The organism is Hyphomicrobium sp. MC1 (assembly GCF_000253295.1).
Lineage (GTDB): Bacteria > Pseudomonadota > Alphaproteobacteria > Rhizobiales > Hyphomicrobiaceae > Hyphomicrobium_B.
The window spans coordinates 1,001,817-1,026,855 of record NC_015717.1 but is presented as its reverse complement, the minus strand read 5'-3'; the positions used below and the strand labels follow the sequence as shown (position 1 = coordinate 1,026,855).

The 25,039-nt window shown below is 60.1% G+C and carries 23 protein-coding genes and 1 riboswitch; of the genes, 16 read left to right on the top strand and 7 right to left on the bottom strand.

Annotated features, from left to right (window positions below; all coding sequences use genetic code 11):
* Positions 1-9 precede the first annotated feature (9 nt).
* The 7 genes from HYPMC_RS04895 (at position 10) to HYPMC_RS04865 (ending at position 8,887) form a co-directional block, all read left to right on the top strand.
* Complete coding sequence (locus tag HYPMC_RS04895; protein ID WP_013946704.1) at positions 10-2,151, top strand: membrane protein; 2,142 nt, start codon at positions 10-12, stop codon at positions 2,149-2,151.
* A gap of 19 nt (positions 2,152-2,170) precedes the next feature.
* Complete coding sequence (locus HYPMC_RS04890; RefSeq protein WP_013946703.1) at positions 2,171-2,959, top strand: NAD(P)-binding domain-containing protein; 789 nt, start codon at positions 2,171-2,173, stop codon at positions 2,957-2,959.
* Positions 2,960-3,062: 103 nt separating this feature from the next.
* Positions 3,063-4,733 carry a DUF4332 domain-containing protein gene (locus HYPMC_RS04885; RefSeq protein WP_013946702.1) on the top strand — a complete coding sequence of 557 codons (1,671 nt, stop codon included), beginning with the start codon at positions 3,063-3,065 and terminating at the stop codon, positions 4,731-4,733.
* 114 nt (positions 4,734-4,847) lie between these two features.
* Positions 4,848-4,957, top strand: a riboswitch (TPP riboswitch).
* Positions 4,958-5,057: 100 nt separating this feature from the next.
* On the top strand, positions 5,058-6,902 hold the full coding sequence (thiC, locus tag HYPMC_RS04880; protein WP_013946701.1) for a phosphomethylpyrimidine synthase ThiC: 1,845 nt from the start codon (positions 5,058-5,060) through the stop codon (positions 6,900-6,902).
* Between the two features lie 86 nt (positions 6,903-6,988).
* Positions 6,989-7,399: a hypothetical protein gene (locus HYPMC_RS04875; protein WP_013946700.1), complete on the top strand. Its 411-nt coding sequence runs from the start codon at positions 6,989-6,991 to the stop codon at positions 7,397-7,399.
* 17 nt (positions 7,400-7,416) lie between these two features.
* Positions 7,417-8,115, top strand: coding sequence for a glutathione S-transferase family protein (locus HYPMC_RS04870; protein ID WP_013946699.1), 699 nt, complete (start codon positions 7,417-7,419; stop codon positions 8,113-8,115).
* Positions 8,116-8,236: 121 nt separating this feature from the next.
* The gene (locus tag HYPMC_RS04865) at positions 8,237-8,887 is read left to right on the top strand and encodes a hypothetical protein (RefSeq protein ID WP_013946697.1); all 651 of its coding nucleotides are present in this window, start codon (positions 8,237-8,239) and stop codon (positions 8,885-8,887) included.
* 642 nt (positions 8,888-9,529) lie between these two features.
* Here the strand turns inward: HYPMC_RS04865 and HYPMC_RS04860 are convergent.
* On the bottom strand, positions 9,530-10,828 hold the full coding sequence (locus tag HYPMC_RS04860) for a polysaccharide deacetylase family protein (protein WP_013946696.1): 1,299 nt from the start codon (positions 10,826-10,828) through the stop codon (positions 9,530-9,532).
* Positions 10,829-11,049: 221 nt separating this feature from the next.
* On the opposite strand from HYPMC_RS04860, the gene HYPMC_RS04855 reads away from it, so the two are divergent.
* Positions 11,050-11,379 carry a hypothetical protein gene (locus HYPMC_RS04855; protein WP_013946695.1) on the top strand — a complete coding sequence of 110 codons (330 nt, stop codon included), beginning with the start codon at positions 11,050-11,052 and terminating at the stop codon, positions 11,377-11,379.
* Between the two features lie 231 nt (positions 11,380-11,610).
* Positions 11,611-12,126: a polymer-forming cytoskeletal protein gene (locus HYPMC_RS04850; RefSeq protein ID WP_013946693.1), complete on the top strand. Its 516-nt coding sequence runs from the start codon at positions 11,611-11,613 to the stop codon at positions 12,124-12,126.
* A gap of 88 nt (positions 12,127-12,214) precedes the next feature.
* Here the strand turns inward: HYPMC_RS04850 and HYPMC_RS04845 are convergent, their stop codons facing one another.
* The gene (locus HYPMC_RS04845; RefSeq protein ID WP_013946692.1) at positions 12,215-12,529 is read right to left on the bottom strand and encodes a hypothetical protein; all 315 of its coding nucleotides are present in this window, start codon (positions 12,527-12,529) and stop codon (positions 12,215-12,217) included.
* A gap of 209 nt (positions 12,530-12,738) precedes the next feature.
* Here HYPMC_RS04845 and HYPMC_RS04840 point away from each other — a divergent pair, with 209 nt between their 5' ends.
* Entirely contained in the window at positions 12,739-13,704 is a 966-nt protein-coding gene (locus HYPMC_RS04840) for a magnesium transporter CorA family protein (protein WP_013946690.1), read from the top strand.
* Positions 13,705-13,706: 2 nt separating this feature from the next.
* On the opposite strand, the gene chrA is transcribed toward HYPMC_RS04840, so the two are convergent.
* The gene (chrA, locus tag HYPMC_RS04835; RefSeq protein ID WP_013946689.1) at positions 13,707-15,032 is read right to left on the bottom strand and encodes a chromate efflux transporter; all 1,326 of its coding nucleotides are present in this window, start codon (positions 15,030-15,032) and stop codon (positions 13,707-13,709) included.
* A gap of 612 nt (positions 15,033-15,644) precedes the next feature.
* On the opposite strand from chrA, the gene HYPMC_RS04830 reads away from it, so the two are divergent.
* Together HYPMC_RS04830 and HYPMC_RS23095 are read left to right on the top strand one after the other, a co-directional pair.
* Positions 15,645-16,172 carry a septal ring lytic transglycosylase RlpA family protein gene (locus tag HYPMC_RS04830; protein ID WP_013946687.1) on the top strand — a complete coding sequence of 176 codons (528 nt, stop codon included), beginning with the start codon at positions 15,645-15,647 and terminating at the stop codon, positions 16,170-16,172.
* Positions 16,173-16,311: 139 nt separating this feature from the next.
* Positions 16,312-16,986, top strand: a complete 675-nt coding sequence (locus HYPMC_RS23095) for a septal ring lytic transglycosylase RlpA family protein (protein WP_244420980.1) — start codon at positions 16,312-16,314, stop codon at positions 16,984-16,986.
* Here the strand turns inward: HYPMC_RS23095 and HYPMC_RS04820 are convergent.
* Positions 16,965-17,348 carry a lysozyme inhibitor LprI family protein gene (locus HYPMC_RS04820; RefSeq protein WP_013946685.1) on the bottom strand — a complete coding sequence of 128 codons (384 nt, stop codon included), beginning with the start codon at positions 17,346-17,348 and terminating at the stop codon, positions 16,965-16,967. The two genes, HYPMC_RS23095 and HYPMC_RS04820, sit on opposite strands and share 22 nt — an antisense overlap.
* Positions 17,349-17,581: 233 nt before the next feature.
* On the opposite strand from HYPMC_RS04820, the gene HYPMC_RS04815 reads away from it, so the two are divergent.
* Entirely contained in the window at positions 17,582-18,379 is a 798-nt protein-coding gene (locus HYPMC_RS04815) for a helix-turn-helix transcriptional regulator (RefSeq protein ID WP_013946684.1), read from the top strand.
* A 106-nt stretch (positions 18,380-18,485) separates the two neighbouring features.
* On the opposite strand, the gene HYPMC_RS04810 is transcribed toward HYPMC_RS04815, so the two are convergent.
* The 3 genes from HYPMC_RS04810 to HYPMC_RS04800 form a co-directional block, all read right to left on the bottom strand.
* A complete protein-coding gene (locus HYPMC_RS04810) occupies positions 18,486-19,004 on the bottom strand; it encodes a DUF3280 domain-containing protein (RefSeq protein ID WP_013946683.1) in 519 nt (172 codons plus the stop codon).
* A 98-nt stretch (positions 19,005-19,102) separates the two neighbouring features.
* Complete coding sequence (locus HYPMC_RS04805) at positions 19,103-20,200, bottom strand: patatin-like phospholipase family protein (protein ID WP_013946682.1); 1,098 nt, start codon at positions 20,198-20,200, stop codon at positions 19,103-19,105.
* 319 nt (positions 20,201-20,519) lie between these two features.
* On the bottom strand, positions 20,520-21,425 hold the full coding sequence (locus HYPMC_RS04800) for a metallophosphoesterase (protein WP_013946680.1): 906 nt from the start codon (positions 21,423-21,425) through the stop codon (positions 20,520-20,522).
* A gap of 95 nt (positions 21,426-21,520) precedes the next feature.
* Between HYPMC_RS04800 and HYPMC_RS04795 the strand changes: the two genes are divergently transcribed.
* The 3 genes from HYPMC_RS04795 (at position 21,521) to HYPMC_RS04785 (ending at position 24,908) form a co-directional block, all read left to right on the top strand.
* Positions 21,521-21,973, top strand: coding sequence for an NUDIX domain-containing protein (locus tag HYPMC_RS04795; RefSeq protein WP_013946679.1), 453 nt, complete (start codon positions 21,521-21,523; stop codon positions 21,971-21,973).
* Between the two features lie 49 nt (positions 21,974-22,022).
* The gene (locus HYPMC_RS04790; RefSeq protein WP_013946678.1) at positions 22,023-22,541 is read left to right on the top strand and encodes a GNAT family N-acetyltransferase; all 519 of its coding nucleotides are present in this window, start codon (positions 22,023-22,025) and stop codon (positions 22,539-22,541) included.
* Positions 22,542-22,715: 174 nt separating this feature from the next.
* Entirely contained in the window at positions 22,716-24,908 is a 2,193-nt protein-coding gene (locus HYPMC_RS04785) for a DUF1217 domain-containing protein (protein WP_024275522.1), read from the top strand.
* The last annotated feature ends 131 nt before the right edge of the window (positions 24,909-25,039 follow it).

Sequence of the window (25,039 nt, the reverse complement as noted above, 5' to 3'; positions counted from 1 at the left end):
CATTAGGTTTTGAACTGGTCGATTACCTTCGCGCCCCTGATTCCGATGCCGATCCTGATCGGCCTGTCGGTATTGGCGGCCGCGCTGATCCTCATTCTTCTGTTCCGCCGTTCGCGTGGCGCTTTTCTGCGCGCCGGTGCGCTGGCAGCGTTGATCGCGGCGCTGTTCAATCCGATCCTGAAGGAAGAGCAGCGCGAAAGCCTAGCCAACGTCGCGATCGTCGTCCTCGACGAAAGCCCGAGCCAAAAGCTCGCCGACCGCACCAAGCAGATGGACGAGATCCGCGCCAATCTTGAAGCCAAGTTCGCCAAGATCCCGAACCTCGACATCAAATGGGTGACGGGCGGTGTGCCGTCCGATTCAGCGCCGCCGGGAACGAACCTCTTCACGGACCTGAATGCAGCGCTGAACGACACTGCGCCGGACCGCATCGCGGGCGTCATCTTCGTAACCGACGGCGAAGTTCACGACGTGCCGAAGTCCGCCGCATCGCTCGGCTTTGACGCCCCCGTTCACACGCTGCTGACCGGCAAGCGCGATGAATTCGACCGCCGCATCGAGGTGATCGAAGCTCCGCGTTACGGTCTCGTTGGCCAGTCGCGCGAAATCGAAGTTGCCGTCCGCCAGACCGGTACCGCCCCATCCGCGAACTCTGGCGCTGCGACGCTGAAAGTTCGCCGCGAAGGCCAACCCGACGAAACGATCCGCACTGAAGTCAATCGTAACGTCAAAATCGACATGCCGATCCCGCACACCGGGACGAACATCGTCGAAATCGAGTTGCAGCCTGTCGACGGCGAGTTGACGACTGCAAACAACCGCGCCGTCGTTGCAGCAGAAGGCGTGCGCGAAAACCTACGCGTGCTGCTCGTCTCGGGCGAGCCGCACCCAGGCGAACGCACATGGCGCAACTTGCTGAAATCCGACGCCGCCGTCGATCTCGTCCACTTCACGATTTTGCGCCCGCCCGAGAAGCAGGACGGCACGCCGATCAATCAGCTCTCGCTCATCGCATTCCCGACGCGCGAGCTGTTCTCGGAAAAGATCAATGAGTTCGACCTGATCATCTTCGATCGGTACGAGCACCGCGGAATTCTGCAGCTTCTCTACTACGACAACATCGCCCGCTACGTGAACGAGCACGGCGGCGCGCTGCTGGTTGCCGCGGGTGACGATTATGCCAGCCCGTACAGTATCTATAATACGCCGCTCGCCCCGGTGCTTCCCGCCGCGCCGACCGGCCGCGTCCTCGAAATGCCGTTCAAAGCCAAGGTGACGGCGGAAGGACAGAAGCATCCTGTCACACGCGATCTCCCCGGCTGGAATGGCGCGCAGGTCGCCGACAATTCTCCGCAGCCGTCATGGGGCAAGTGGTTCCGTCAGGCCGAGGTGACGCCGCTGCGCGGTCGCGTGCTGATGAGCGGCGCCGAGGACAAGCCACTTCTGATCCTCGACCGCAAGGGCAAAGGCCGCGTTGCGCTGTTGACGTCCGACCACTCCTGGCTCTGGGCGCGCGGCTACGACGGCGGCGGCCCGCACACCGACCTGCTTCGCCGCCTGTCGCATTGGCTGATGAAAGAGCCGGACCTTGAGGAAGAACGCGTCATCGCGTCCGCCAAAGGTCTGAAGCTCACGATCGAGCGCCGCTCGATGGAAGACAAAATTCCACCTGTGAAGGTGCTGGGTCCCGGCGGCGACACGTCTACAGTCACGCTTCAGCCTGTGCCCGTCGAGCCTGGCGTGTGGCGCTCGACCATCGATGTCAAAATGCCGGGCCTCTACAAAGTCGAAACCGATGGCCCCAACGGCCAGCTGACTGCCGTTGCCAATGCTGGCGTCGAAGACCCTCGCGAAATGAGCGAAGTCACTGCGACAGACCAGAAAATGAAGCCCATCGCCGACGCGACGGGCGGCGGCATCTTCTGGACGAAGCCGTCAGGTCTCCTCGCGACTGCAACCGATATCGACGTGCCGCGTATCTCTATGATGTCAGCGGCCAAGGTGATGGCGGGCTCAGACTGGCTCGGTCTGAAAGACCGGCAAGCGTTTCTGACCCGCGGCGTCAAGCTGACGCCGATGTTTACGGGATTTGCGGCGCTTTCGCTGCTACTCGCTCTCATCGCCTTGGCGTGGTGGCGTGAGGGACGATAATGAGAGGGCACATAACCCCATGGGCAGCGCTTCGAATACCCGGCCAATCGGCGTCATAGGCAACGACGAATTCGCAACGGCAATTGCCGAACGCCTCGCTGCATGCCGCATTCCAACGCTCTACGCAGCGTTGCCTGGGGCCTCACCCGCCATCTACGGCGAGCATCTGGAGCCGGTCTCACCAACCTCGAACAGCATGGCGAACTGTCCGGTCATCCTCATCGCCATCGAGGACACCGAAGCGTTCCGCGGCCTCCTGACCAGCCGCGACGCGTCCGATCTCGATTTTGCTCCGCTGTCGGGCGCTGTCATCGTCGATCTCGGTGCCCGCACGCCGCGGGAACTCGATGCGCTGCTCGAACTTCTCGAGCCGCGTGGCGTTTCGCTGACGGACGCGGCGCTGATCGGCGGCGGCGCCGCTGCTGCCGAAGGCCGCGCCAAAGTTCTCCTCGGCGGCGCCGAAACCGCGACCGAGATGGCAGCCAGCATCGTCTCGCTGTTCGGCACCGTCGAGCGTACAGGCCCGCTCGGAAGTGCCCACGCCGCCGCGGCCCTTATGGGCTACATCGAGGCCGCCCATGCCGTCGCCCGCGAGGAAGCCATGGCCCTTGGCGCCGCCTGTGGCCTGACGCCGGACATGATCGCCCGCGTCCTGTCCGAACGCGCGCCCCCGCACGGAATGAACGTCGTACAGATCGCCCGCCGCGCCGATCTTGCCCGCCGTATCGCCCGCGACCGCAATGTGGGAGCCGACATCATCGACCTTGCGGCTGAAAAACAGGCACGCTCCAAGCGCGAAAACCGTTGATGACCTGCGGCGTCCCTGCCGCACGGATCGAGCGACAGCCCCGACTCGCGTAAGCATCTTGCACTTTCGTCGCGAGACTTCACCGCGAGCACTGGGGCCTCACATGTCGCCGCTCTTTCGAATTGTGTATGCTACGCATGCCAACGGCACGCATCACAAGCTGGCGCTCGATGCGCTGGAAGCGATGACGCGCCCGGACAGCGCCGATTGGACCCGCCTGTTCCTGAAACACGTCGAGCGCTATCTCGAAGGCTCGAAAGCCCCTGACGTCACCTTCAAGGATTTCAAGAACCACGTCCTGCACGTATCCGAGAACTACTGGGGCGGCGCGCCGGAGAAGACGCAGGAGTGGTACAACCGCACCGTCTTCGAACTCAAAGCCGGTAATTGGCCGGAAGCCGTCTACGCCGCGGGCGTACTGAGCCACTACTTCACCGATCCGGTGATGCCGTTCCACACCGGCCAGACGGAAGCCGAGAACGCCATCCACCGCGCCACCGAGTGGAGCATCAACCGCTCCTACAATACGCTCCGCGCGCTTGGCGAAAAGCGCTTCGGACGCTTGAGCATCGCGGTTCCCTCTGGCCAGAAATGGCTGGCAAAATTCGTCTGCGACGGCGCCGAATTCTCGCACCGCTATTACGAGAAGCTCATCGCCCATTACGATATTCACAAAGGCGCTTCTCGTCCCGAGGAAGGCCTTGACGACATTGCCAAAACCATCGTCGCCGAACTGCTGATCTATGCCTCGACGAGCTTCGGCAAAGTTCTCGACAGAGCCGTCGCCGAATCCGGCATGTCCGCGCCGGAAGTAACGCTGACGGCGGAAACTTTCCTCGCCATGACGCAGATCCCACGGAAGTTCATCGAAAAGCGGCTCTCGAACGAGGAAGACCGCAAGCTCGTCGCTGCCATCTACGACGAATTGAAAACCACCGGCCGCGTCGACAAATCTCTGTCCGAAGACGATCGCACGATCCGCGACCTTCACAATGCTGAAGTTCTGGCGCCAAAGCTCGCCGAACGCAAAACAGCACGCGCCGCCCGCATCAATGGTCCTGACGACACGCCGCTCGAACTCGCGGTCGCAAAGTCGGCTGCTACCAAAATGGACATTTCCGAAACGCCGCCGACGATCCCGCTGTCGAAAACACCGCCGCCTATGCCCCGCGCCGCGCCGAGCATCGTCGCGCGCATGGAGCCGCTCTGGACGCCCTCGCAACAACGTGCGGCGACAGTACCGCCAGCAGCGACGCCCGCAGCGGCACACACGCCCGCTTCGGCACCTGCCGCGACAGTCGCGCCGATTTCAATCTCGCGGCCGTCCCCTGATCGTCCGTCGGAAACGCGCGTGTATCTGCGCGAAGGCGACGACCTCGAAGCGGCACCCTCCATCGGACCGAAAATCGCCGATCGCTTCGCGGCGATCGATATTCACACGGTCGCAGATTTCCTGAAGCAGGATCCGGAGCAGCTCGCAGAAAAACTCGACGACCCGCATTTCGATTCCGAAACGCTGCTCGAATGGCAGGATCAGGCGAAACTCGTCATGGCCGTGCCGGGTCTGCGCGGCACACACGCGCAACTACTCGTCGGCGCGGGCTACAAGACGGCCGAAGCCGTGGCCGAAGCCGATCCGCTCGCGCTCTCGGCCAGCGTGTTGAAATTCGCAACCACATCGGCAGGCAAACGCGTCCTGCGCGAAGGCCGCCCACCCGACATCGAAAAAATCAAAACCTGGGTCGAGTTCGCCAAACTGGTCGCGGCAGCTTAAGCCAAACCACAGTCATGCCGGCGAAGGCAGCTGCTCGCCCGGTACAAAAATTGACTGTTTCGTGAAGAGATAAGCCCAAGCTTGCCAAGCGCACCCCATCCGCGCAAGAATGGGAGCGTTTCCGAGGGGCGCCGGTTGTCCGGCTGAGATCGCGTAAGAAAGCGCGAGCACCCTTCGAACCTGATCCGGGTCATGCCGGCGAAGGGACGGGGCATTCCGCGGCAGAGCCGCATTCCGCACCTTTCCGGTCAACGCAATTCTGCGCGTGCGCGTGCAGCCATGGAGCACTCCCTTACCAAGGGAGTGGCCGAGAGGAGCAACGTCATGAACAAGCCAACCCGCAGCGCCGACATCCAGACGCCGAAAGTCACTGTCGGCCCGGTCAGCGCTTCGACGAAAGTCTATTCCTCTCCCGAAGGCCATGACAACGTGCGCGTACCATTCCGCGAGATCGCGCTTACGGATGTGAACGAGCCGTCGTTCCGCGTTTATGACTCGTCCGGCCCCTACACCGATTCGATCGTAACGATCGATGTCACGGCCGGTCTCCCGCGAATCCGCGACGCCTGGGTTGCCGAGCGCGGCGGCACGGAAGCCTACGAAGGTCGCGTCATCAAACCTGAAGATAACGGCAACGTAACGGGCGCCCACGCCGCGCGCGTATTCCCGACCGTCTATCAACCGCGCTGTGCCACATCTTCCGCTCCCCTCACCCAGTTCGAATACGCCCGCGCAGGCATCATCACCAAAGAGATGATCTACGTCGCCCATCGCGAGAACCTCGGTCGTGCGGCGGCCCTGGCGCGTGCCAAGGATGCTCTTGCCGATGGCGAAAGTTTCGGCGCCGATATCCCCGAGCACATCACGCCCGAGTTCGTGCGTTCCGAAATCGCCCGCGGCCGCGCCATCATTCCGGCAAATATCAACCACGGCGAACTGGAACCGATGATCATCGGTCGCAACTTCCTCGTGAAGATCAACGCCAACATTGGCAACTCGGCTGTCACGTCGTCGGTCGAAGAGGAAGTCGAAAAGATGGTGTGGGCGATCCGCTGGGGCGCCGACACCGTCATGGACCTCTCGACGGGCCGCAACATCCACACCACGCGTGAATGGATCATCCGCAATTCGCCCGTGCCCATCGGCACCGTGCCGATCTATCAGGCGCTCGAAAAGTGCGGCGGCGATCCTGTGAAGCTCACATGGGAACTCTATCGCGACACGCTGATCGAGCAGTGCGAGCAAGGCGTCGATTACTTCACCATTCACGCCGGCGTGCGGCTGCCGTTCGTGCCGCTAACCGCCAATCGCGTCACGGGCATCGTTTCACGCGGCGGCTCGATCATGGCGAAGTGGTGCCTTGCTCACCACAAAGAAAGCTTCCTTTACGAACGCTTCGACGAGATCTGCGATCTGATGCGCAAGTATGACGTGTCGTTCTCTCTGGGCGACGGCTTGCGTCCCGGTTCCATCGCCGATGCAAATGACCGCGCGCAATTCGCCGAATTGGAAACCCTCGGCGAGCTGACCAAGATCGCCTGGGACAAGGGCTGTCAGGTCATGATCGAAGGCCCCGGCCATGTGCCGATGCACAAGATCAAAGCCAACATGGACAAGCAGCTGAAAGCTTGCGGCGAAGCCCCGTTCTATACGCTTGGGCCGCTGACGACCGACATCGCGCCGGGTTACGATCACATCACATCAGGCATCGGCGCCGCGATGATCGGCTGGTTTGGAACCTCGATGCTTTGCTACGTCACGCCAAAGGAGCATCTGGGTCTGCCGAACCGCGACGACGTGAAGGTCGGCGTCATCACCTACAAGATCGCAGCACACGCCGCCGATCTCGCGAAAGGCCACCCCGCCGCACAGCTTCGCGACGATGCGCTTTCACGCGCCCGTTTCGAGTTCCGCTGGCAGGATCAGTTCAACCTCTCGCTCGATCCCGACACGGCGATGTCGTTCCACGACGAAACGCTGCCGAAGGACGCCCACAAGGTCGCGCACTTCTGCTCGATGTGCGGCCCGAAGTTCTGCTCGATGAAGATCACGCAGGACGTCCGCGACTACGCCGCCACCCTGAACGATCAGCAGGTTGGCATGATCGAGATGAGCGCGAAGTTCAAAGAGATGGGGAACCAGATCTACATCGACGCCGAAAAGCCATAGGCAGCACACGCCCATTTGCTAGGATCGCGGTTGGCGGAAGCGGTGACACCAGCGCCGCCCGCCCAACGCCAACCGCGGGGGAAGCTATGGGGTTCAGGGTCTATCAGCTCGGTGAATTGTTCGGGATCATTCTGTTGCTCGGCTCGACGGCAATGCAGATGTTCTATCTCGATCCATTGAAGCGCGAGATCGAATGGCGCCTTGCCGCGTTCAGCACCCAGCAATCGGCACAGGTCCAGATCAAAGCCATTTACGACAATCGCATCGAGGTGCTGCAAGCTCTCAATGCGCCCGCGGAAAAAATCACAGGGGCACGGACCGCGCGCGACGAGACCCTGAACCGCTTCAAGACATCGGACGCCGATATCTCCGATTTCATGATCGCGAAGGAAGGCGTCGAGGATAATCTCCAATACATCGTGCTGGCGTTGTTTGCCGTCGGCACACTGCTTGCTGGGTTTGGCCGTGCCATGGAAATGCGTGCGCATAGGTCTTAGACTTAAGGGTTCGCGCGATGCTCACGCTCTACTCCTACCCGACGCTGTTCGGCGTCGCCGACAACAACGGCTACGGCCTGAAAGTCTATACCTTCCTGAAACTGGCAGGCGTACCGTTCGTGCACGAACACATCTTCGACGCCTCGTCCGCGCCGCGCGGTCAGCTTCCCTACATCGTCGACAATGGCGAAACGATCGGCGACAGCGGCGCGATCATCGCGCACGTCACGCGCAAGTACGGCGTAACGATGGACGACGCGCTGACGCCCGCCCAGCGCGACACCGATCTCCTCGTCACGCGCCTGCTCGACGATCTCTATTGGGTCATGTCGTATTCGCGCTGGAAGGACGAGCGCTATTGGAAGCAATTCCGCGATGCGTTGCTGCGCGAACATCCGCAACTGACGGAAGAGGGCCTCGCCGCTGCAAAAGAATTCAACGCCAAGCGCTATTACTACCAAGGGATCGGCCGCTACGAGCCGGATCAGGCCATGGCGCGCGGCCTCGCGGACCTACAGGTTCTGGCCAACCTCATCCCGGCCGAGGGCTTCGTTCACGGCCCCAAACCGTCAACGATAGATGCCGGCATCTATGGCTTTATCGCCAACATCTATTTCTATGACATCGACACACCGCTGAAGAAATTCGTCGTCGCGCATGACAACATGGTGCGCCACTGCCGCGCCATCCACGACGCCGTCAGCGGCTCTACATGAACGGCGTTGTTGGGGAGAAATTTCCCGACATTGCAACGACCCTAGAATTGACGCAGGTGCCGTCTGACTATGGTCATATCTGCACGCTAGCCGTTCCGGAAAACCATCAAGGATGTGCTGCATGCGAAGTTCGATGTTTCTGCTCGCCCTGATCTGCACTTTGCCGGGATATGCTATCGCCGACGATACGGCCAAGCCACCAAGCAGCCCATCCGCGCCGATCGTCATTTCCCCGATCTTTGGGAAGCTCGTGATGTTCACGCTGCCCGCAGACTTCACCACCGTTTATGAGCAGCCGACCGCCGACAACTATATTCGCGAAGCCGTGCTGAAAGGCGAGACAGCCGAGAAGTGGTCGCAGATGATCACTGTGACCGGCGCGAAAGCCGCACCCACACATCCCGACCTCTCCGCACAATACTTCGCGGCGCAGATCGCGGCCGGATTTCAGAAGGCCTGCCCGAAAACATTCTCGGTAAAGCCGCTCGGCCAGACCGAGATCAGCGGCGAAGACGCATTCGTCGCCGTCGCGAGTTGCGGCAAGATCGATGCGAGCGGCGGCGACGACAGCGAAACAGCCCTCGTCGTTGCGATCAAATCCGCGTCCGCCGTTTACACGGTGCAATGGGCCGAGCGCACGGCCGCGAATGCCGAGAACCTAACGATCGACGAGAGCAAATGGAAAGACCGGCTGGCGAAGCTCGCACCGATCCGCCTCTGCGCAATCAAACCGGACGAGAAACCGCCCTATCCGAGTTGCCTCAACAAATGATGCGAACCAGACTTAACAAAGCGTCATAAACAAAGGCTTTTCAAAGCGCGCGAACAGTGTCAGCTTATCTCATCTTTCAACAACAGAGAGGAGGTGATCCGATGTCGAGTGGGATCTTGAGGCGGTCGATGTCGAGGTCGCTCGGGCTTGCACACGGAACTCTCCTGGAGTGCGCCTGACACCTTAAGCGGCAGACATTGCAACTCCGCTTTCAGACGATGATCTCACGGGGCCGCTCTCACGAGCGGCCCTTCTCTTTGCGTAGTTCCCTCCGAAAGCAGCTATCCACAAGACTATAGTCTGAGTACTGAATATTCATTTTGTTGTATCCAATACGCCACACGATTTTGGATTCGAGCAAAACTGATTCGTTTTCTGTGGAAGCCCCCGTCAAGGTCCAATAGCGTCCTTCTCGTGGGCAGTCGATCGGGGGGTCGATTGGGGGACCAAGCCCACATGATGCCGGAAACGCTACGTCTCTGATTATCAGCGTCAGACCGTGGTGAACGCCCAAGAACTTGCCGTCGCGCTGTTGTGCGCTCGGGCAGAAAGCTTGGTTTGCGGCGGGCCCGGGGGGGCCTTACAGGGCGTCCAAAATGAAATGGGTGGCAGACCCTGCCACCCATTTCATTTTTGTCGGCACTATTCGCCGAACCAGAACTGCCACGTCTCTTTCAGCTTCTCGGATATCGATTTTGGTGGCTCGCCCGGATGCGCGGGCTCAAGCGCGTCGACCTTCTTTGGCTCATCGATATGCGCTGTCCCCGAAACCGTCTTCACAGGCGCGGTCTCGGCCGCCGCGACAACGCTCACGGGCTTTGCCGCGCCGTCGCCTGTCTCCGACACAGTCGCCACCGGAGATTTGATCTCCTGAGGCACGGGGGCCGCAGAAGATTGCTTTCCCGGAGCGGGCGCCGCTTCAGGAACGGATTGTGGAGCGGGCGGCGTCGCCGGAAAAGCCGGAAGCGGCGCAGCAGCCGGAGCGGACGACGCGGCTTCAGGTGACGGCGGCGCCGGCAGCCCCTCTGGCTCGCCGTTTTCCGATGAAGATGGCGCTTCGCTTGGCGGCGGTGTTCCTCCGACTGTCTTGACGATGCTCGAAAGCGGCTTCTCGGCGCCGACTTGCGGCAAGCCTTTCGCTTCCTTCTCGATGGCTTGATCGTATTCCGCCACCGTCGTCACCGGAAACTTCGCCGTCATGTGGACGATCTTGTAGCCCTTGGCCTTGAGCTGCGCGAGCAACATCGGCACGGCCTTCGCGGTCGTTTTATGAATATCATGCATCAAGAGGATGCCCTTGCCCCTCTTGTCGAGCTTCTGCATCAGCGACTTGACGAGATGATCAGCCGTTTGCGGCTTGTAGTCGACGCTGTCGATGTCGGTCGAAAAGATCGCGATGTTGCGCTTGCCGAGATATGCGACGGCCTCCTGCGTATCGACGAGCGTTGGAAACCGGAAGAAGGGTGCTATGGGACCACCGACCGCGCGGTGCACTGCGCTGACGCCGCGCTCGATCTCATCCTTGCCCGCATCGAAGGTCTTGAGCTTGGCAATCGCCTTGTGGCTCCACGTGTGTGTTCCGACCGTATGTCCGGCCTTCGCCACCTCGCGAATGATCTCCGGATAGCCCAGCGCCATTTTCCCGATCGAGAAGAACGTCGCCTTGACGCATTCGTCATTCAGCGCCTTGAGGACCGCTTCGGTCGTGTACTTTTGCGGACCATCGTCGAATGTCAGGACGACTTCCTTGTCCTGTAGGAAGTCGTACGCCTTGTAGTGCTCCATTCCGAAGCCCGGCCCGCCGGTCGTATCGATCTCGACGGTGCGGGAAACGCCAAGCGTACCCGGACGCGGACACGCCGCTTCATCTGCCGCCGACGCCGGGCCATGCCCGAGAAGCGCCGTTAAGATAATGGCGAGCCCCACTCGGTGAATGACCATGACGACCTCCCCTTTTTGTTAACGAATCTAGCAGACTCCCGCGCTGTCGGAAGCCCAGACCCGCAGATTCTGCAGGGTACGTCGCATTAAGGCGTCAGGGATTGGATCGCGCCGAGCAAAAGAGGCAGCCGTTCAGCCAATTGCCGCATGGAAAAATGCGAACCAAAAGCTCACTTCGTCAGTTTTGAAAGCGTAGCAACAGAAACGAGAAGAGTATTGTCATGACGGCATTTTCCCGTCCCCTCATCGCAGTCACGGCAGCGCTGGCTTCGATGCTGGCGGTCTCCGTAACAGCCAACGCCTTCCCGGCTACAAAGCCCGGCGCACCCGCTGCGCCGTCCAACCTAATCAAGGTCCATGACCGGTACGACCGGAATGGCCGCCCTATTTATCACCGTCACTATCACCGGGGCCGTAATGTTGTGCATGCGCCCTTCACGCGCGTGGAAAGCGGACGCCGGACAGTCGTCGATGCACCGTTCGCACACGTCTACAGCGATCGCCACGGCAGAACGCACGTCGTCGCGCCGTTCGTGAATTACTGGGATTGATCGACACGAATTCACTATGGGAAATCCAAAGCGGGCCTCGCCAAACGCGATGGCCCGTTTCTCTTTTGATCAAGCGTCTTAACGATTGCTGCCCCGGCCCGCCGAATTCTGCGCCGCGGCGAAACAATCCTAGCGCCAGTGCCGACTTGGACATAATGTACCCTAACTAGCGTGATGCTGTGCCTCAGCGGGAAGGGCGACAGCAGTTCTTTTTTGTTTGGGGGTAGACCGATGTTCAACCGCGTAGCGACGCCGGAACCACGCGTCGCAGAGCCAGCCAAGACACTCACGCCACACGCTTCATCGATCCCATCGATGGCACCCAAGACCCCGGCACCGCCGCTTTTCGGCTCGCCGATCCAGCAGACCGCCAGTCACTCACACACCCACGCCATCGACGCGCCGACATCGGTCCTCGGACAGGACATCACCATCTCGGGCCAGCAGCTCGTGATCAAGACGAAGGGCTCGCTGCTCATCGCCGGGCACATCCAGGGCGATGTTCATGGCGAAGCTGTCACCGTCGGTGAAACGGGCAGCGTCGCCGGCACCATCACGGCACGCACCATCACGGTGCAGGGCGAAGTCAGCGGCGCCCTCAAGGGCTCGTCCGTGAACCTCAACGCCACCTCGCGCGTTGACGGCGACATCATCAAGCAGACACTCTCGATCGACGAAGGCGCCCAGTTCGACGGCAGCGTCCGCCGCGCCAAGGACATCAGCGAAGTGACGCCAGATCTCGGCTGAGATCTGACGTTTTTTCGACGCCATCCCGGTGATGATCGTACCAAGCGATCATCACCTTTTTTATGCCTGGCGGCCTACGATAGCGGCGTCAGTAAAATCCGCGCCCCGGCACCGGCGTGACCTCGCTGCAGGTCTCTTTGATCCGGATATCCTGGCCGATGAAACGGCAAAGACGCTGCTTGAACATCGGGTTGTTTCGAACCTCCGCCGCTGTCGCCTTAAACCCATATTCATGGGCTACCTGGGCAACCAGTGCGTCCTGGCAGTAGGGCGTGGAAAGCCAAGAGCCCTGCACCAGCTGAAAGCCGTTCTTGCACTGAATTCCTCCGGCGCCGGCCGACGTCGCCAATCCGCAAAATAGAATTCCGGCCACACCAGCAACGATCATCAATCGCGGAGACATGGAAGCCGCTCCAATTAAAGATGCATTCGTCATATCGGACTCGCGACCGCCGAGCAAAGCCCGAAACGCCGACGGCTGGAACAAGCTCGGCCGTTCGGCGGGCTTGTTCGGCTCTGGGACGCCGTGGAATGGCTGCGCCCCGAACTTGAGGCCTATCGACGGCGTTCTAGCATCCACGCCGCACGCATTTCACAGCAAGGTTGAAATCAATGATAACGGTCTATGACGCCCTCGGCAGCAAATTGATCAAGCGCACAGAGCCGGGCGATCTTGCGTCGAGCGTGTGGATCGACCTGATTAATCCCGGCGAAAACGAAGACAAGTGCATTGAGGACGCTCTCGGCATCGAAATCCCGACCCGCTCCGAAATGCGCGAGATCGAAGCGTCGAACCGCTTCTACTCGGAGAACGGCGCCTACTACATGACGAGCATTATCCTGCATCACAACGCACAGGATATGCCGATGACGTCGGTCATCACGTTCATTTTGTCCGGCAACCGCCTCGTCACCGTGCGCTACGCCGAGCCGAAGGCCTTTCCGGTTTACGTCACCCGCGCCGCGAAAGGTGACGCCGATTGCGTGACTGGCGCGGGCGTCATGATCGGCCTGCTCGAAATGCTGATCGAGCGCGAAGCCGACCTGATCGAACGCGTGCAAGATGAAATCGAACTCATCGCCCCACTCGTCTTCGCTCAAAAGGGACAGGCCGCACACAACCGGCGACTGGACGTTTTACTCAGGACGGTCGGCAAGGAAGGCGACATCACCGCGAGAGCGCAGGAAAGCGCCATGTCGCTTCACCGCCTGTCGCTCTATTTCGCCAATGCCGCTCGCGAACGCCAGGACGACACGCGCGTGCTCGGTCGCATCGAAGCCGCCAACCATGACATCCTATCGCTGATGGAAAGCATGCGCTTTCTCTCGGCCCGCACCAGCTTTCTGCTCGATGCGACGCTTGGCATGATCTCGACGGAGCAGAACCAGATCATCAAGCTGTTCTCGGTCATGGCCGTGATGCTGATGCCACCGACCCTCGTCGCCTCGATCTACGGCATGAATTTCAAAGTCATGCCGGAGCTCGATTTCCCGTTCGGGTATCCGATGGCCCTCGTCTTGATGTTCATCTCGGGCCTGATCCCGTTCCTCTATTTCAAGAAGAAGGGTTGGCTCTGACGTCACATCGCCCAAGCCAGCAGCAACGATGCCAAGGCTGAAACGCCGAGCGTCGTCACGATTCCGAGGCGAAAAACGAACAGCAGCACGGCGGCAAGAACCGCCAATCCGACAGCCCGGACATCGACGCTGGCCAGTAAGGGCACGTCGAGCCGCGCCGGCCCGAACCCCACTTCCGCCTGCGCCCTGAAGAACACATGCAGCGCAAACCAGAGCGACAGATTGAAGATGACGCCGACGACGGCCGCCGTGATCATTGATAAGGCCGCTTTCAGCTTCGGCGCCGCTTTCAGCCACTCGATATACGGCGCACCGGCGAAGACATAGAGAAAGCACGGCGCAAACGTCGCCCACAGCGTAACAAAAGCGCCAAGCACTCCGAACAGCCACGCTGGGCCGCCGCCATGTCTTGCCGCCGCAAGATAGCCGACGAACTCGGTAACGAGGATCAGCGGTCCCGGCGTCGTCTCGGCGAGACCCAGTCCGTCCAGCATTTCGCCGGGCCTGAGCCACCCGTATTTTTCGACGACGTCCTGAGCCATATAGGCGAGCACGGCATAAGCCCCGCCAAACGTTACGACTGCCAGCTTCGAAAAAAAGAGGGCAAGCCGCGCCAGCACATGATCGAACCCGAAAACCAGCGCCACGGCCAGCAGCGGCAGGAGCCAAACTGCCAGCCAAAGCCCGATCGTCTTAAGCGTGGATGCGATCGGCACAACCAAATTCGACGCCGTCGCTGATGCGGAACTGCCGCCGCCGGAAACCAGTGTCCGGCCCCAGCCCGCCAGCGCCGCCGCCAGCACGATGAGCGGAAACGGCACCTTGAACAGAAAGATCCCAATGAACGATGCCGTAGCGACTAGCCATTCCGTCCGGCTCGTCAGCGCGCGCCGTGCGATCCGCCACAGCGCTTCGGCGACTATCGCCAGCACCGCCGCCTTGATCCCCTCGAACAGGGTGGCAACGATCGGCACCTGCCCGAAGTTGCCATAGAGAATGGAGATCGCGAGGATCAGCAGGGCGCCCGGCAGAACGAACAGCAGCCCAGCCGTCAGACCGCCACGCACGCCATGCATCCGCCATCCTGCATAGGTCGCGAGTTGCATCGCCTCCGGACCGGGCAGCAATGTGCAGAAGTTCAGCGCCAGTAGGAACGTCCCCTCGTCCAGCCATCGCTTCTGATCGACGAGGACCTTGTGCATCAGAGCGATCTGTCCGGCGGGACCGCCAAACGACATCAGCCCAATACGCAGCCAAACCGCGCGTGCCTCCGCGAATGATGGCGTCGGCACCGGCTGTTCGTGCTGCTGTCGCCGGACATCCGCCATCGCATTCGATCCATCTCATCGCGCTAATCTCTCGCGCTTGGACGGCCAATAACATGCGCGGACGTCTCACGACACGGCAGCCGACGAGAGCTCGGCGACGAGATTTAAAAGTGCATTTTCGAAAACGGGTAATCGGCGCATACGGAGCGTCCGTCCAGGCCGATCGAGATAGGCTTTTGATTGGTAAACGAAATATGACAAATGGCCTGTTAAGATTTTTGTTCCGTGAAAGATTGTTAAATTCTGCGACCTGGCGTCGCGCAACCTAAAGATGCAGTTAAAATAAATGATATATTTCCGACAGTTACCAATTATGGTTAAAAAGTGTTAGCAGCAACGGGTTGACCGCGGGAGCCAGTCGGTGCTCGTTGGCCGCTGCCAGGACGGGGGTAACCCCAGTCAACAAGCACGGGCAGCAGTACGAACTGGGTTCTGGAGTTCAGTAACGGGTCACACGGGGTTTCCGATACAGGGGCAACTTTCTCCCAACATACACGGACGGTGCCGCCACCGAGGCGGTTGACCCGTGATCGCTGAAGAAAGCGGATCACGGGCGGGGGAAACCGCCCATTCGACCCGAAACCACTGCTGCTCCTGATGAAGGAGTGCATTATGCGTTCAACTATCGCGGTAGCCGCGTTCACGTTGGCGGGGATCACAGCGGCAGCCATGCCCGCAAACGCGGCCTGGAAGTGCGAAGGCGCAGCCTATGTCTGCGGGCATTCTCACAAGAAAGCCGTCTATCGCAAGTCGTCGTATAAGTCCTACCACAAGTCTTCTAAGTCGCGGTATGCCCGCAACGTATCTCGCAAGCACTATGCACAGGGTTCGTCGCGTAAGCGTCACTATGCTTCTGGCGGCGGCGGTGGCGGCATGGCGTCGTACTACTGGCAGGGCCAGCAAACCGCTTCGGGCGCGCGCTTCAATCCGGACGGTCTGACGGCCGCCCACCGCACGCTGCCATTTGGCACGCGCGTTCGCGTCACGAACCAGTCGAACGGCCAGTCCGTCGTTGTCACCATCAACGATCGCGGTCCGTTTGTCGGCGGTCGCGTCATCGACCTGTCGCGCGGCGCAGCCCGCGCCATCAACATGACCGGTGCCGGCGTGGCCCGTGTTTCGTTGCAGGTCTTGAACTAAAGACGCTTATGCTCTGACTAAAACGACGGGAGGCGTTGGATAACCTGCGCCTCCCGACGTTTTTCCGCCATTAGAATCGTCATAATCACAGTGATTCGGGGATGTTCCGGGGGGAATGTGCGTGCGCCGAAGCACTCGTGTGGCTTATGTTGCCGTTTTAGTGAGTTCAGCCGTTTTCGCTGGAAGCGGCTTATCACAGGCTCAATCGCTTTCAGAAGCTCTGTCAGGGCCGGCAAGCAACGCTGCCGTCGCGACGTCGGCGGCCACAACATCGGCCGCCACCGCATCCGTCGGCGTCTGGGCCACGAACACCCAGCCCGAGCCTGATCCGCCGAAACCGCCCGCCATCAAATTCGATCACTGGCGAGCCAAGATCACACTGAACAAGCCGGCGATCAAACGCGTCAAGGCCACCGCCACAGTGGCTACCCCGCCGTTCGGCCTGCACGGTCCGATTACCGAGGGCACCGCTAAGAGCCATGCCATGAAGGGCATCGCTTCGTATTACGGCTCCGGCAAGAAGACGGCTTCCGGCGAAGCGTTCGATCCGAACGCCCTTACCGCCGCCCACCGGACGCTGCCCTTCGGAACGCGTGTCCGCATTACGCGGGTCGACACCGGACAAAGCGTCATCGTTCGCATCAACGACCGCGGCCCATTCAAACCAGGCCGCGTCATTGATTTGTCTCGCAGAGCCGCCGAAGACCTCTCGATGACGGATAAGGGCCTGACTGCCGTGAAACTCGAAGTCGTCGACCGGCAGGATCCGCCCCACGTCGTCGAAAACCTCGATCAACGTTCGGTGCGCCGGTAAACCTGCTCAAGGCGCGCCTCCAGCACGCTGATCTGATCGAGATACGCACCTTTGATACATTCCGTATCGCGCCCACACGCGTCACGCGCATCGAGAAATTGCCGCTGATAGGCTTTGAGACCGTTGCGCTGGTAGCGGGTGCCGTAAGCGGCCTTCAAATCCCGATAGAGTTCGTTCATCCGCTCATCGAGCGCCGATAGCCGGCCGCTGCCGCAGATGGTCATCTCGGATGCGAATTCGGCGTTCCGGCAATCGAACTCCTGCGCCGCGGCTCGCCCAACGCTGCCCGCCATGATGGCGAGCGCCAGCAGCGAGCCCATAGAAATCGCCGCCGCCAATTTTAAAGTAACCGTGTCCGACATGGTGCCCATCTCCTCGGGTTGCGCGCTAAAGCGGCGCGCCGCGTCACCCCAGCGGTGACGACGCGAGAAGAATGCCGAATGCACAGCGGAAACATGAGCCCGTCAGGCCCCAGTAAGCGGCAACCGGAAGAAGCCGGGAATTGACCTCCGATTCCGATTGCTTCCAGGCGGAAAAAATCGGTATTTTCCGGCAACGGCGGCGTTCCGCCGCCACGCATCGAAACTCGTGGGCCATGAAAAAAGTCGCCGACCAGATTGCGCCCGCCACCACTCGCTCCGAGGCGCTCGACCGCATCAAGACGGCGATGGTCGAAAAAAAGCTCACGCAAGCCGAACTCGCCGACGCCGCCGACTGCCACGAAAAGACGATCCAAAATTTGCTCGGCGGCCGTTCCGTCCGCGACCAGACGCTGTTTGACGTCTGTATGGTGCTCGGCCTCGATTTCCATGGCCTGCGTGACGCTTGGCACGGCGAAACGGTCGCCGTCGAAAGCGCCAGCGGTCCGCTCGAATTTGCGCGCAACGGCGGCGGCATCGCGCCGATCTACATGGGCGCCTACACACAAGCTGCCGTCGACCATTACATCGGCAGCTACCTGACGCTTCGGCGCTCGTTCTCGCTGCCCGATACCATCGTCGCCTATCGCACCGACATCAGTTGGGACCCGGAATGGCCGAGCCTGCTCTTCCAGGAGCGTGACCGGCCGGACGCCCCGTATGCCCATCGCGGCCGGCTCTACATTCCGGCATCATCGAGCTTCATCCACCTCGTCTCGCTGACGAAAGGCGCGATGCGCATGGTCGTCGTCTCCCAGCTCGATCGCGCGGGAGAGATGCGCGGCATCATCACGACACTGAACAAACAGCGCGCGACCTTCATCCCGGTCGCAACGCCCATTCTGTATTCCCAGCGCCAGAACTTCGACGGTGACACCTTCGGCGAAGTCACGCCGAAGAACAAAGCTTATGCGGAATACAAACGCCTGCTCGATGAAACCATCGCTGAAGGCTACGCCAAACTCGTCGGATGACTCTGCGGCCCAGTCGCTGTCATCTTCCCCCAAAAAGGAAATGGCCGCGAAAGGCGGCCATCCACGCAAAATTATAGGTTCCGCACCGAAGACGGCGGCACTTGCGCTACGACTTCCGTTCAAAGAAGTAATTGTCGAGCAGGTATTTCAGACTGCGTGACCACGATTCATCCGTGTTGCCGCGAATATCGACACTCTTGATGAACGTATATTTGTCTGTCGCCACGTCGGCGATATAGACATTCATATTCAGGATCAGGTTTGAAACTTTCTGCACCATGATCCACGCGACGCGATCGGCTTTCAATGTCTTGCCGTAATCGGCCTCGCAGCCACCGCAATGCCCGACGGACTGTCCGCGCGCGATCTCGGCGCGAATATCGTCCGTCAACGGCACGATTTTATAGTCGCCGGACGTTGCCAGCGCATCGGTGAACTGCTTACCGATCGCCGCCATCCGCTTGCGCTCTGCATCGGTCGTCGGCTCCAAGCCTTCGTTGTCGTTTTGGATGCGCACGCCGAGGAAAGCCAAGCGCAACGGCGCGGCCTCAGCAATTGAAATCGGCAACAACGGCAGCAATAACGCCGCCATCAACGCCACAAAGAGAGTTCTGCGATTGATCATTGCTCGTATTCCTTCGAATTCCGAAAGGAATACCGCCGCGGGACCGATTTGTTGCAGGCAAATCCCACGATTGTGACCGGGAGATTTGCCCGACGAAGCTACTTCGCGCGTTTAACGCCACCGCCGAGGCCACGACGCCCGGTGTGCCGCTTCGGCGTGGAAACCGTGCGGAACTGCACGCCATCTTCGACTGGTGGAAAGAAGTAGTTCGCGAGGTCCACGGTTTCGAGCCGGCCGACGGCAGAACGAGCAACGTCCATCCACTTCTCCGCATGGTCGCGCCCGGCGCCGTGCAGATACGTGATGACATCCCAATCGGGCTGCATCGTCGTCTCGGGATTGAGTGTGCCCGTGATCGGACCACCGTCGATCAAATGAAAGCGATGTCGGCAGATCGGCGCCAAACGGCCCTTTGCCATGAGCGGCCCGGACGTTTCGCGCACCGCCGTCACGACTTCGATATCGCGCAACAGCGGCGCATTGAATGTCAGCCTGTTGGCGTGATTGGAAATATCGCGCGCCGTCGTGGGCAGATGTTCATTCACGCGCGGCGACACCATCACCAGCAGCGTATCGGGAACCGGGCTTTCGCTCGCCAGCGTCACGATATCGGGATTGGCCGAAAAGCCGCCGTCCCAATAGGCCGCGCCTTCGATTTCTACGGCGTGATGCATGACCGGGAGACAGGCGGACGCCAATACCGCGTCGACGGTGATCTCATCTTCGCGGAAAAGACGTGCGCGGCCCGTTGCAACATGCGTCGCAGCAATCAGCAGCTCGACCGGCGAGCGCGTGCGGATCAGATCGAAATCGACATGCTCGGTAATCAGCCGGCGGAGCGGATCGAAGCCCAGCGGATTGAATTCGTATGGCGACAGCATCGTCGCGAGATGCGTCGTCAATTGCGTCGGACGAACCAATCCGTTCAGAAACGGATTGAGACGGGTGAGATCCGGCACACCGGCTTGATGGATCGCATGCCAGATCTTGTAGAGCTTCTCGCGCGCTTTGGCACGAGAACCTTCAGCCAGACCGGCTGCAAGCGCTACCGCATTGACGGCACCAGCACTCGTTGCGCTGATCCATCCGAACTGTAGCGTTTCATCCTCCAACAGACGGTCGAGAACGCCCCACGTGAAGGCGCCGTGTGCTCCACCGCCCTGAAGGGCGAGATTGATTTCGACAGGTTTAGGCAAATTGCAGTGCTCCCCGCAGGCCACCTAAAAATGAAAGCCAGCGCGTCTTCATATCATGACCGCTCGCGGCGAGCTTGTGTCAATGGCGCCGCGTCAGAACGACAGGCTTTCACCCAGATTATGCACTAGCGCGTAAATATAACACACGCGCTGCACGTCTTTCCTGCCCATCGCATGGGCGGCCACGCTGTCACACTTGCTCAGAACACAAGCATACGTGCGCTGCATAGAGAGAAGACGCGTCACGATGAGGCATCGCAACGCTGCTTTCGTTTGCGCGTGGCATATGGCCGCGACACGGAAATGCGCTGCCTGAAATTTATGCCGGCGCCTTCAACACCGTTTCGCTGATCTTCCTGACCGCGCTTTCCGGCCCATCGATACCGCGCACGATATGACGAATGCGCAATCCCTTTTCGTTTTTAAAGAACGTGAAGAGATTGTAGTTCGCAGGCGGCTCTTCACCATGCGCCATCGCCGCTGACGCCGATGCTGCGCCGATGATCGGAACGGCTTTGCCGCGCGAATGCAGCCAATCGAGCCGCGGCTGATGATTGTGTCCATAGAGCACGAGTTCAGCATTCCCGCGTTCGAGCAAATGCGAAAGATGCGCCGCATCGCTCAATGCCCGTCGTGTCGGCGCGAGATCCGGCAATGGCGGATGATGGATCAGCACAACGCGAATGACGCCTTCTTGGCCAAGCGCATCGAGAAGCTCGCTGGCAATTTCGAGTTGATGGCGACCAAGCTTACCGCCGGCATAAAAAGGCGGTGTCTCGACGGCCGAGTTCAAGCCGACGAGCGCGAGCGGCCCGACGCGGCGGACGAACGGAAATGCCAGCGTGTCGTCTTCATCGCCCATATACTGCGCCCACCGCCCAATTCCGGCATGGCCATGCAGGCTCGAATAAATGTCGTGGTTGCCGGGAACGACCGTCACGTTCCGAGGCGCCCCGACGGTCCTCAGCCAACCGAGCGCCGCCTCGTACTCTCCCGGCAACCCCAGATTGATGAGGTCGCCCGTGATGGCGATATGATCGGGCCTCAACGCTTTCGCGTCCGCCACTAGTCTGTCGACGACCGAACGCACGTGAACGCGCCGCCGCTTGCGCATCCAATTGGCGTACCCGAGCAGACGTTTTGCATTCCAAAAAGGCCACGCTGCCCGCACGGTAGACGGCAGGTGCACATCGGAAAAATGCGCGAGCGTGAAAGCTTCGGTCATTGGCGGCAGGAACGATATATAGAGAAGCGCACGTCTAGATCACCCTGCGGATGGGAAATGTCCAGCGACGGGCATTGCCGAAGGAGAGTTTGCCGTTGAGAGAAGACATTCCGCTGCTCGGTCGATGGATTGCCCGCGTTTTTCAAAAGTATTGGCGGGTAGCGCGTGGACTGAACCTCTCCGTCGAAGCCTGTGTCATCGACGAAGCGGGGCGCACTCTTATGGTCCAAAACGAAAGTGGCAGCACCTGGGAATTGCCGGTGGGATCGGTTCATAACAGCGAAAATCTTGAAACGGCCCTCCGCCGCGTCCTGCGCGAGGTCGCCGGCATCGAGGTTAACGCCCAACCGGATCTGTCGTTCTTCTATGCTAGGGGGAAAAATGAGCAGACGGGTGTGTATCTCGTCCGCCATTGGCGGCGTGTAACCGCGCTCACCACCCGCGAGGTCGGTTTTTTCCCGATCCAATCCCTTCCGCCGGACACGGGCGCTCAGACGGCCGAGCGAATTCGCCGCTCCGTCGAGGATCGCATGGCGCCGGAAGTATGATAGAAGCCGCGGCTGCATTCCTTCGGCCTCCAGCTTTCTGTGTTCGCGCATGTCCCCGTCCCTGACCATCCGCCCCGCGCTTCCCGACGATATCGCCGAGATATCCAAGTTGCATGCGCGCGTATTCGGTCCGGGACGCTTCGCCCGCTCCGCCTATCGCGTGCGCGAGGGCAAGGGGCACCTGTCGCGGTTTTGCCTTGTCGCCTGCCTCGGCAAGACGATCATCGCCTCGATCCGCACGACCGAGATCGCCATTGGCGGCAAGACGGGCGCGGTCCTGCTCGGACCGATCGCCGTTGACAACGAACACCGCAGCCTAGGCCTCGGCAGTAAGCTGATCGCGGCGGCGCTGGAAGCTGCGCGCAACGGCGGCGCCCGCCTTATCGTGCTCGTCGGCGATCATCCCTATTACGGCCGCTTCGGCTTCAAGCCCGTGCCGATGGGCCAGATCATTTTTCCCGGCCCGGTCAATCCGCAGCGCATCCTGGCCTACGAACTCGCGGCCGACGCCCTCACCGAGTATCGCGGTCTTGTGGTTGCAGAGCCCCCTGCTCGAAAAACCGCCTGATCGGACCAAGGACGTCTGTGATCGTAACGCCCTCGTAACCGAATCGCCGGAGGATTCCGCGCGGGTATCATTACACGAGTTGTATCAAGCATCGAAACGCGGCAGGGGCAGGCCCACGCAAGCTGCCTCGGCGACAGTCCCCTCGATGTAAGCCACGGAATGGGAAAGCCGGCGATGACCTCAACGTATCTCCTCTATCAGAGCTACGCGGCCGACCTCTCCAAAACGCTTGCCCGCATCAGTTCTCAGTCGGACGTTTCCACCGCCGCGCAGTATTATCAAGACAACATCGGCAAGGTGAAGTCCGTCGATGACTTCCTGAACAATCAGCGCCTGTTCTCGTATGCGATGACGGCATACGGCCTGAGCGACATGGCCTACGCCAAAGCCTTCATGAAAAAGGTGCTGACCAGCGACCTGAGCGACAGCAGTAGCTTCGTCAACAAGCTCACCGATCCGCGCTTTCTCACCTTCGCCAAGGCCTATCAATTCTCGACCGACGGCACCGTCGCTCAGCAGGCAGTGACCGCTCAGAATACCAACGACGAAGACGATACGATTGATCTCTACACGCAGGCTCAGGTCAACAAAGCGACCTCAGCCCAGACCGAAGCGACGTACTATCAAGCCAACATCGGCAACATCACGTCCGTCGATCAGCTGATGGCAAACCCGCGCCTGTATGACGTCGCGGTCAGATCCTATGGCATCGATCCAGATCTTATTTCGAAATCGACGATTCGTGCCGTCCTAACGAGCGATCTGTCCGATCCCAACAGTGTCGCGAACACGCTGAACAATTCGAATTATAAGACGCTGGCGGCAGCCTTCAATTTCAATACCGACGGTAGCGTCAACGGCACGGCCCAGTCGGCAGCGAACACGGCCACAACCGTCTATCAATATTTCAACGCGACTGGCACGAACGCCAGCCAGCAGGCCGCCAACTACAAATCGCAGTACTACAAATCGACCATCGGCACGGTGTCCAATGTTGACGATTTCCTCGCCAACAACGCGCTCGTCGATGTTGCGCTGACAGCCTTTGGCCTCACCCCCAGCCTCACATCCAGAACACTATTGAAGCAGGTGCTGACGAGCGATCTCTCCGATCCCAACAGCATCGCCAATCAGCAAACCAACAAGGCCTACAAAAAGCTCGCCCAGGCCTTCAACTTCAACGCCGACGGTTCCATCAACGGCTCAATTCAAACTACAGATCAGCTCAACAATGTGGTCAATCTTTATTCGAACACCTTCGATGACAACCTGCAGGCCTCGAACGATCGCGCTATTACCGCGTATAAGAGCACGGTCGAAGGCATCACGACCGTCAGCGATCTGTTGAGCGGCACCGCATACTCTTTCATCATGGCCGCCTACGGGCTCAATTCCGATACGACGTCGAAATATACGCTGACCAAGATCCTGACGAGCGATCCCAACGATCCGCACAGCTTTGCCAACCAGTCGCACAACGCCGCCTACATCAAGCTGGCGCAGGATTTCAATTTCGACGCCAACGGCAATGCAAAAACGGCCAACGTTGCCCAGACCAACACCAATCTCGCGACAACGGTAACGGCATACACAAGCCACAACGGTGGCTCGGTCGCCTCCGGCGCGACAGCCACACAGCAGCAGACATTGGCTACAGCCGAAAGCAATTACTACACATCGACGATCGGCTCGATCACGAATGTCGACGACTTCCTGAAGGACCAGCGCCTAGTCAACTACGCGCTCGATGCCTACAATTTAAAGGACGCGAATCTTACCACTACGGATTTGCGCAAAATCCTGACCAGCGATCCGACCGACCCGAGCAGCTACATCAACAAGCCTGAAAATGCGAAGTATCGCGCTCTCGACGTCGCCTTCAATTTCGGGACAGACGGCAATACGCTCAGCGTGCCGATCAATCAGGTCCAGGATCGCAGCCAGATCGTCGCCACCAAGGACGGCTACGTCGAGCAGACGATGGAAACGCAAGCAGGCGACCAAAGCACTGGCGCACAGCTCGCGCTTTATTTCCTGAAAAAGGCCCCGACCATCACGTCAGCCTATCAGATCCTGGGCGACAAAGCGCTTCTGCAGTTCACCCAGACCGCCCTTGGCCTGTCGAGCTATATGTCGAATGCCGATATCGATACCCAGGCCACGATGATCACCAAGAAGCTCAACCTCGCAGACCTTCAAGACCCGAAAAAGCTGACCAAGCTCATCGCACAATTCTCAGCACTTTATGACATAAACAATTCCGACGTGACCTCGACTTCTCCCGTCCTCCAGATCCTGCAGGGCAGCTCCGGCTCGTCGAACGGCATCATCTCCATCGACCCGATCACAGTTCCGATCAGCTCCTGATCCTCGCAATTGCGGGGGGCCGTTTAACGGATTTGCGTCGTTTCGGATGTAATGTACGGCCGCCTGCACTGCGTGAACTCTGGGGTCGGCGCCCCTTTTCCCGCGTGGTTCAAGGCTCTTTGTCCCGCTTG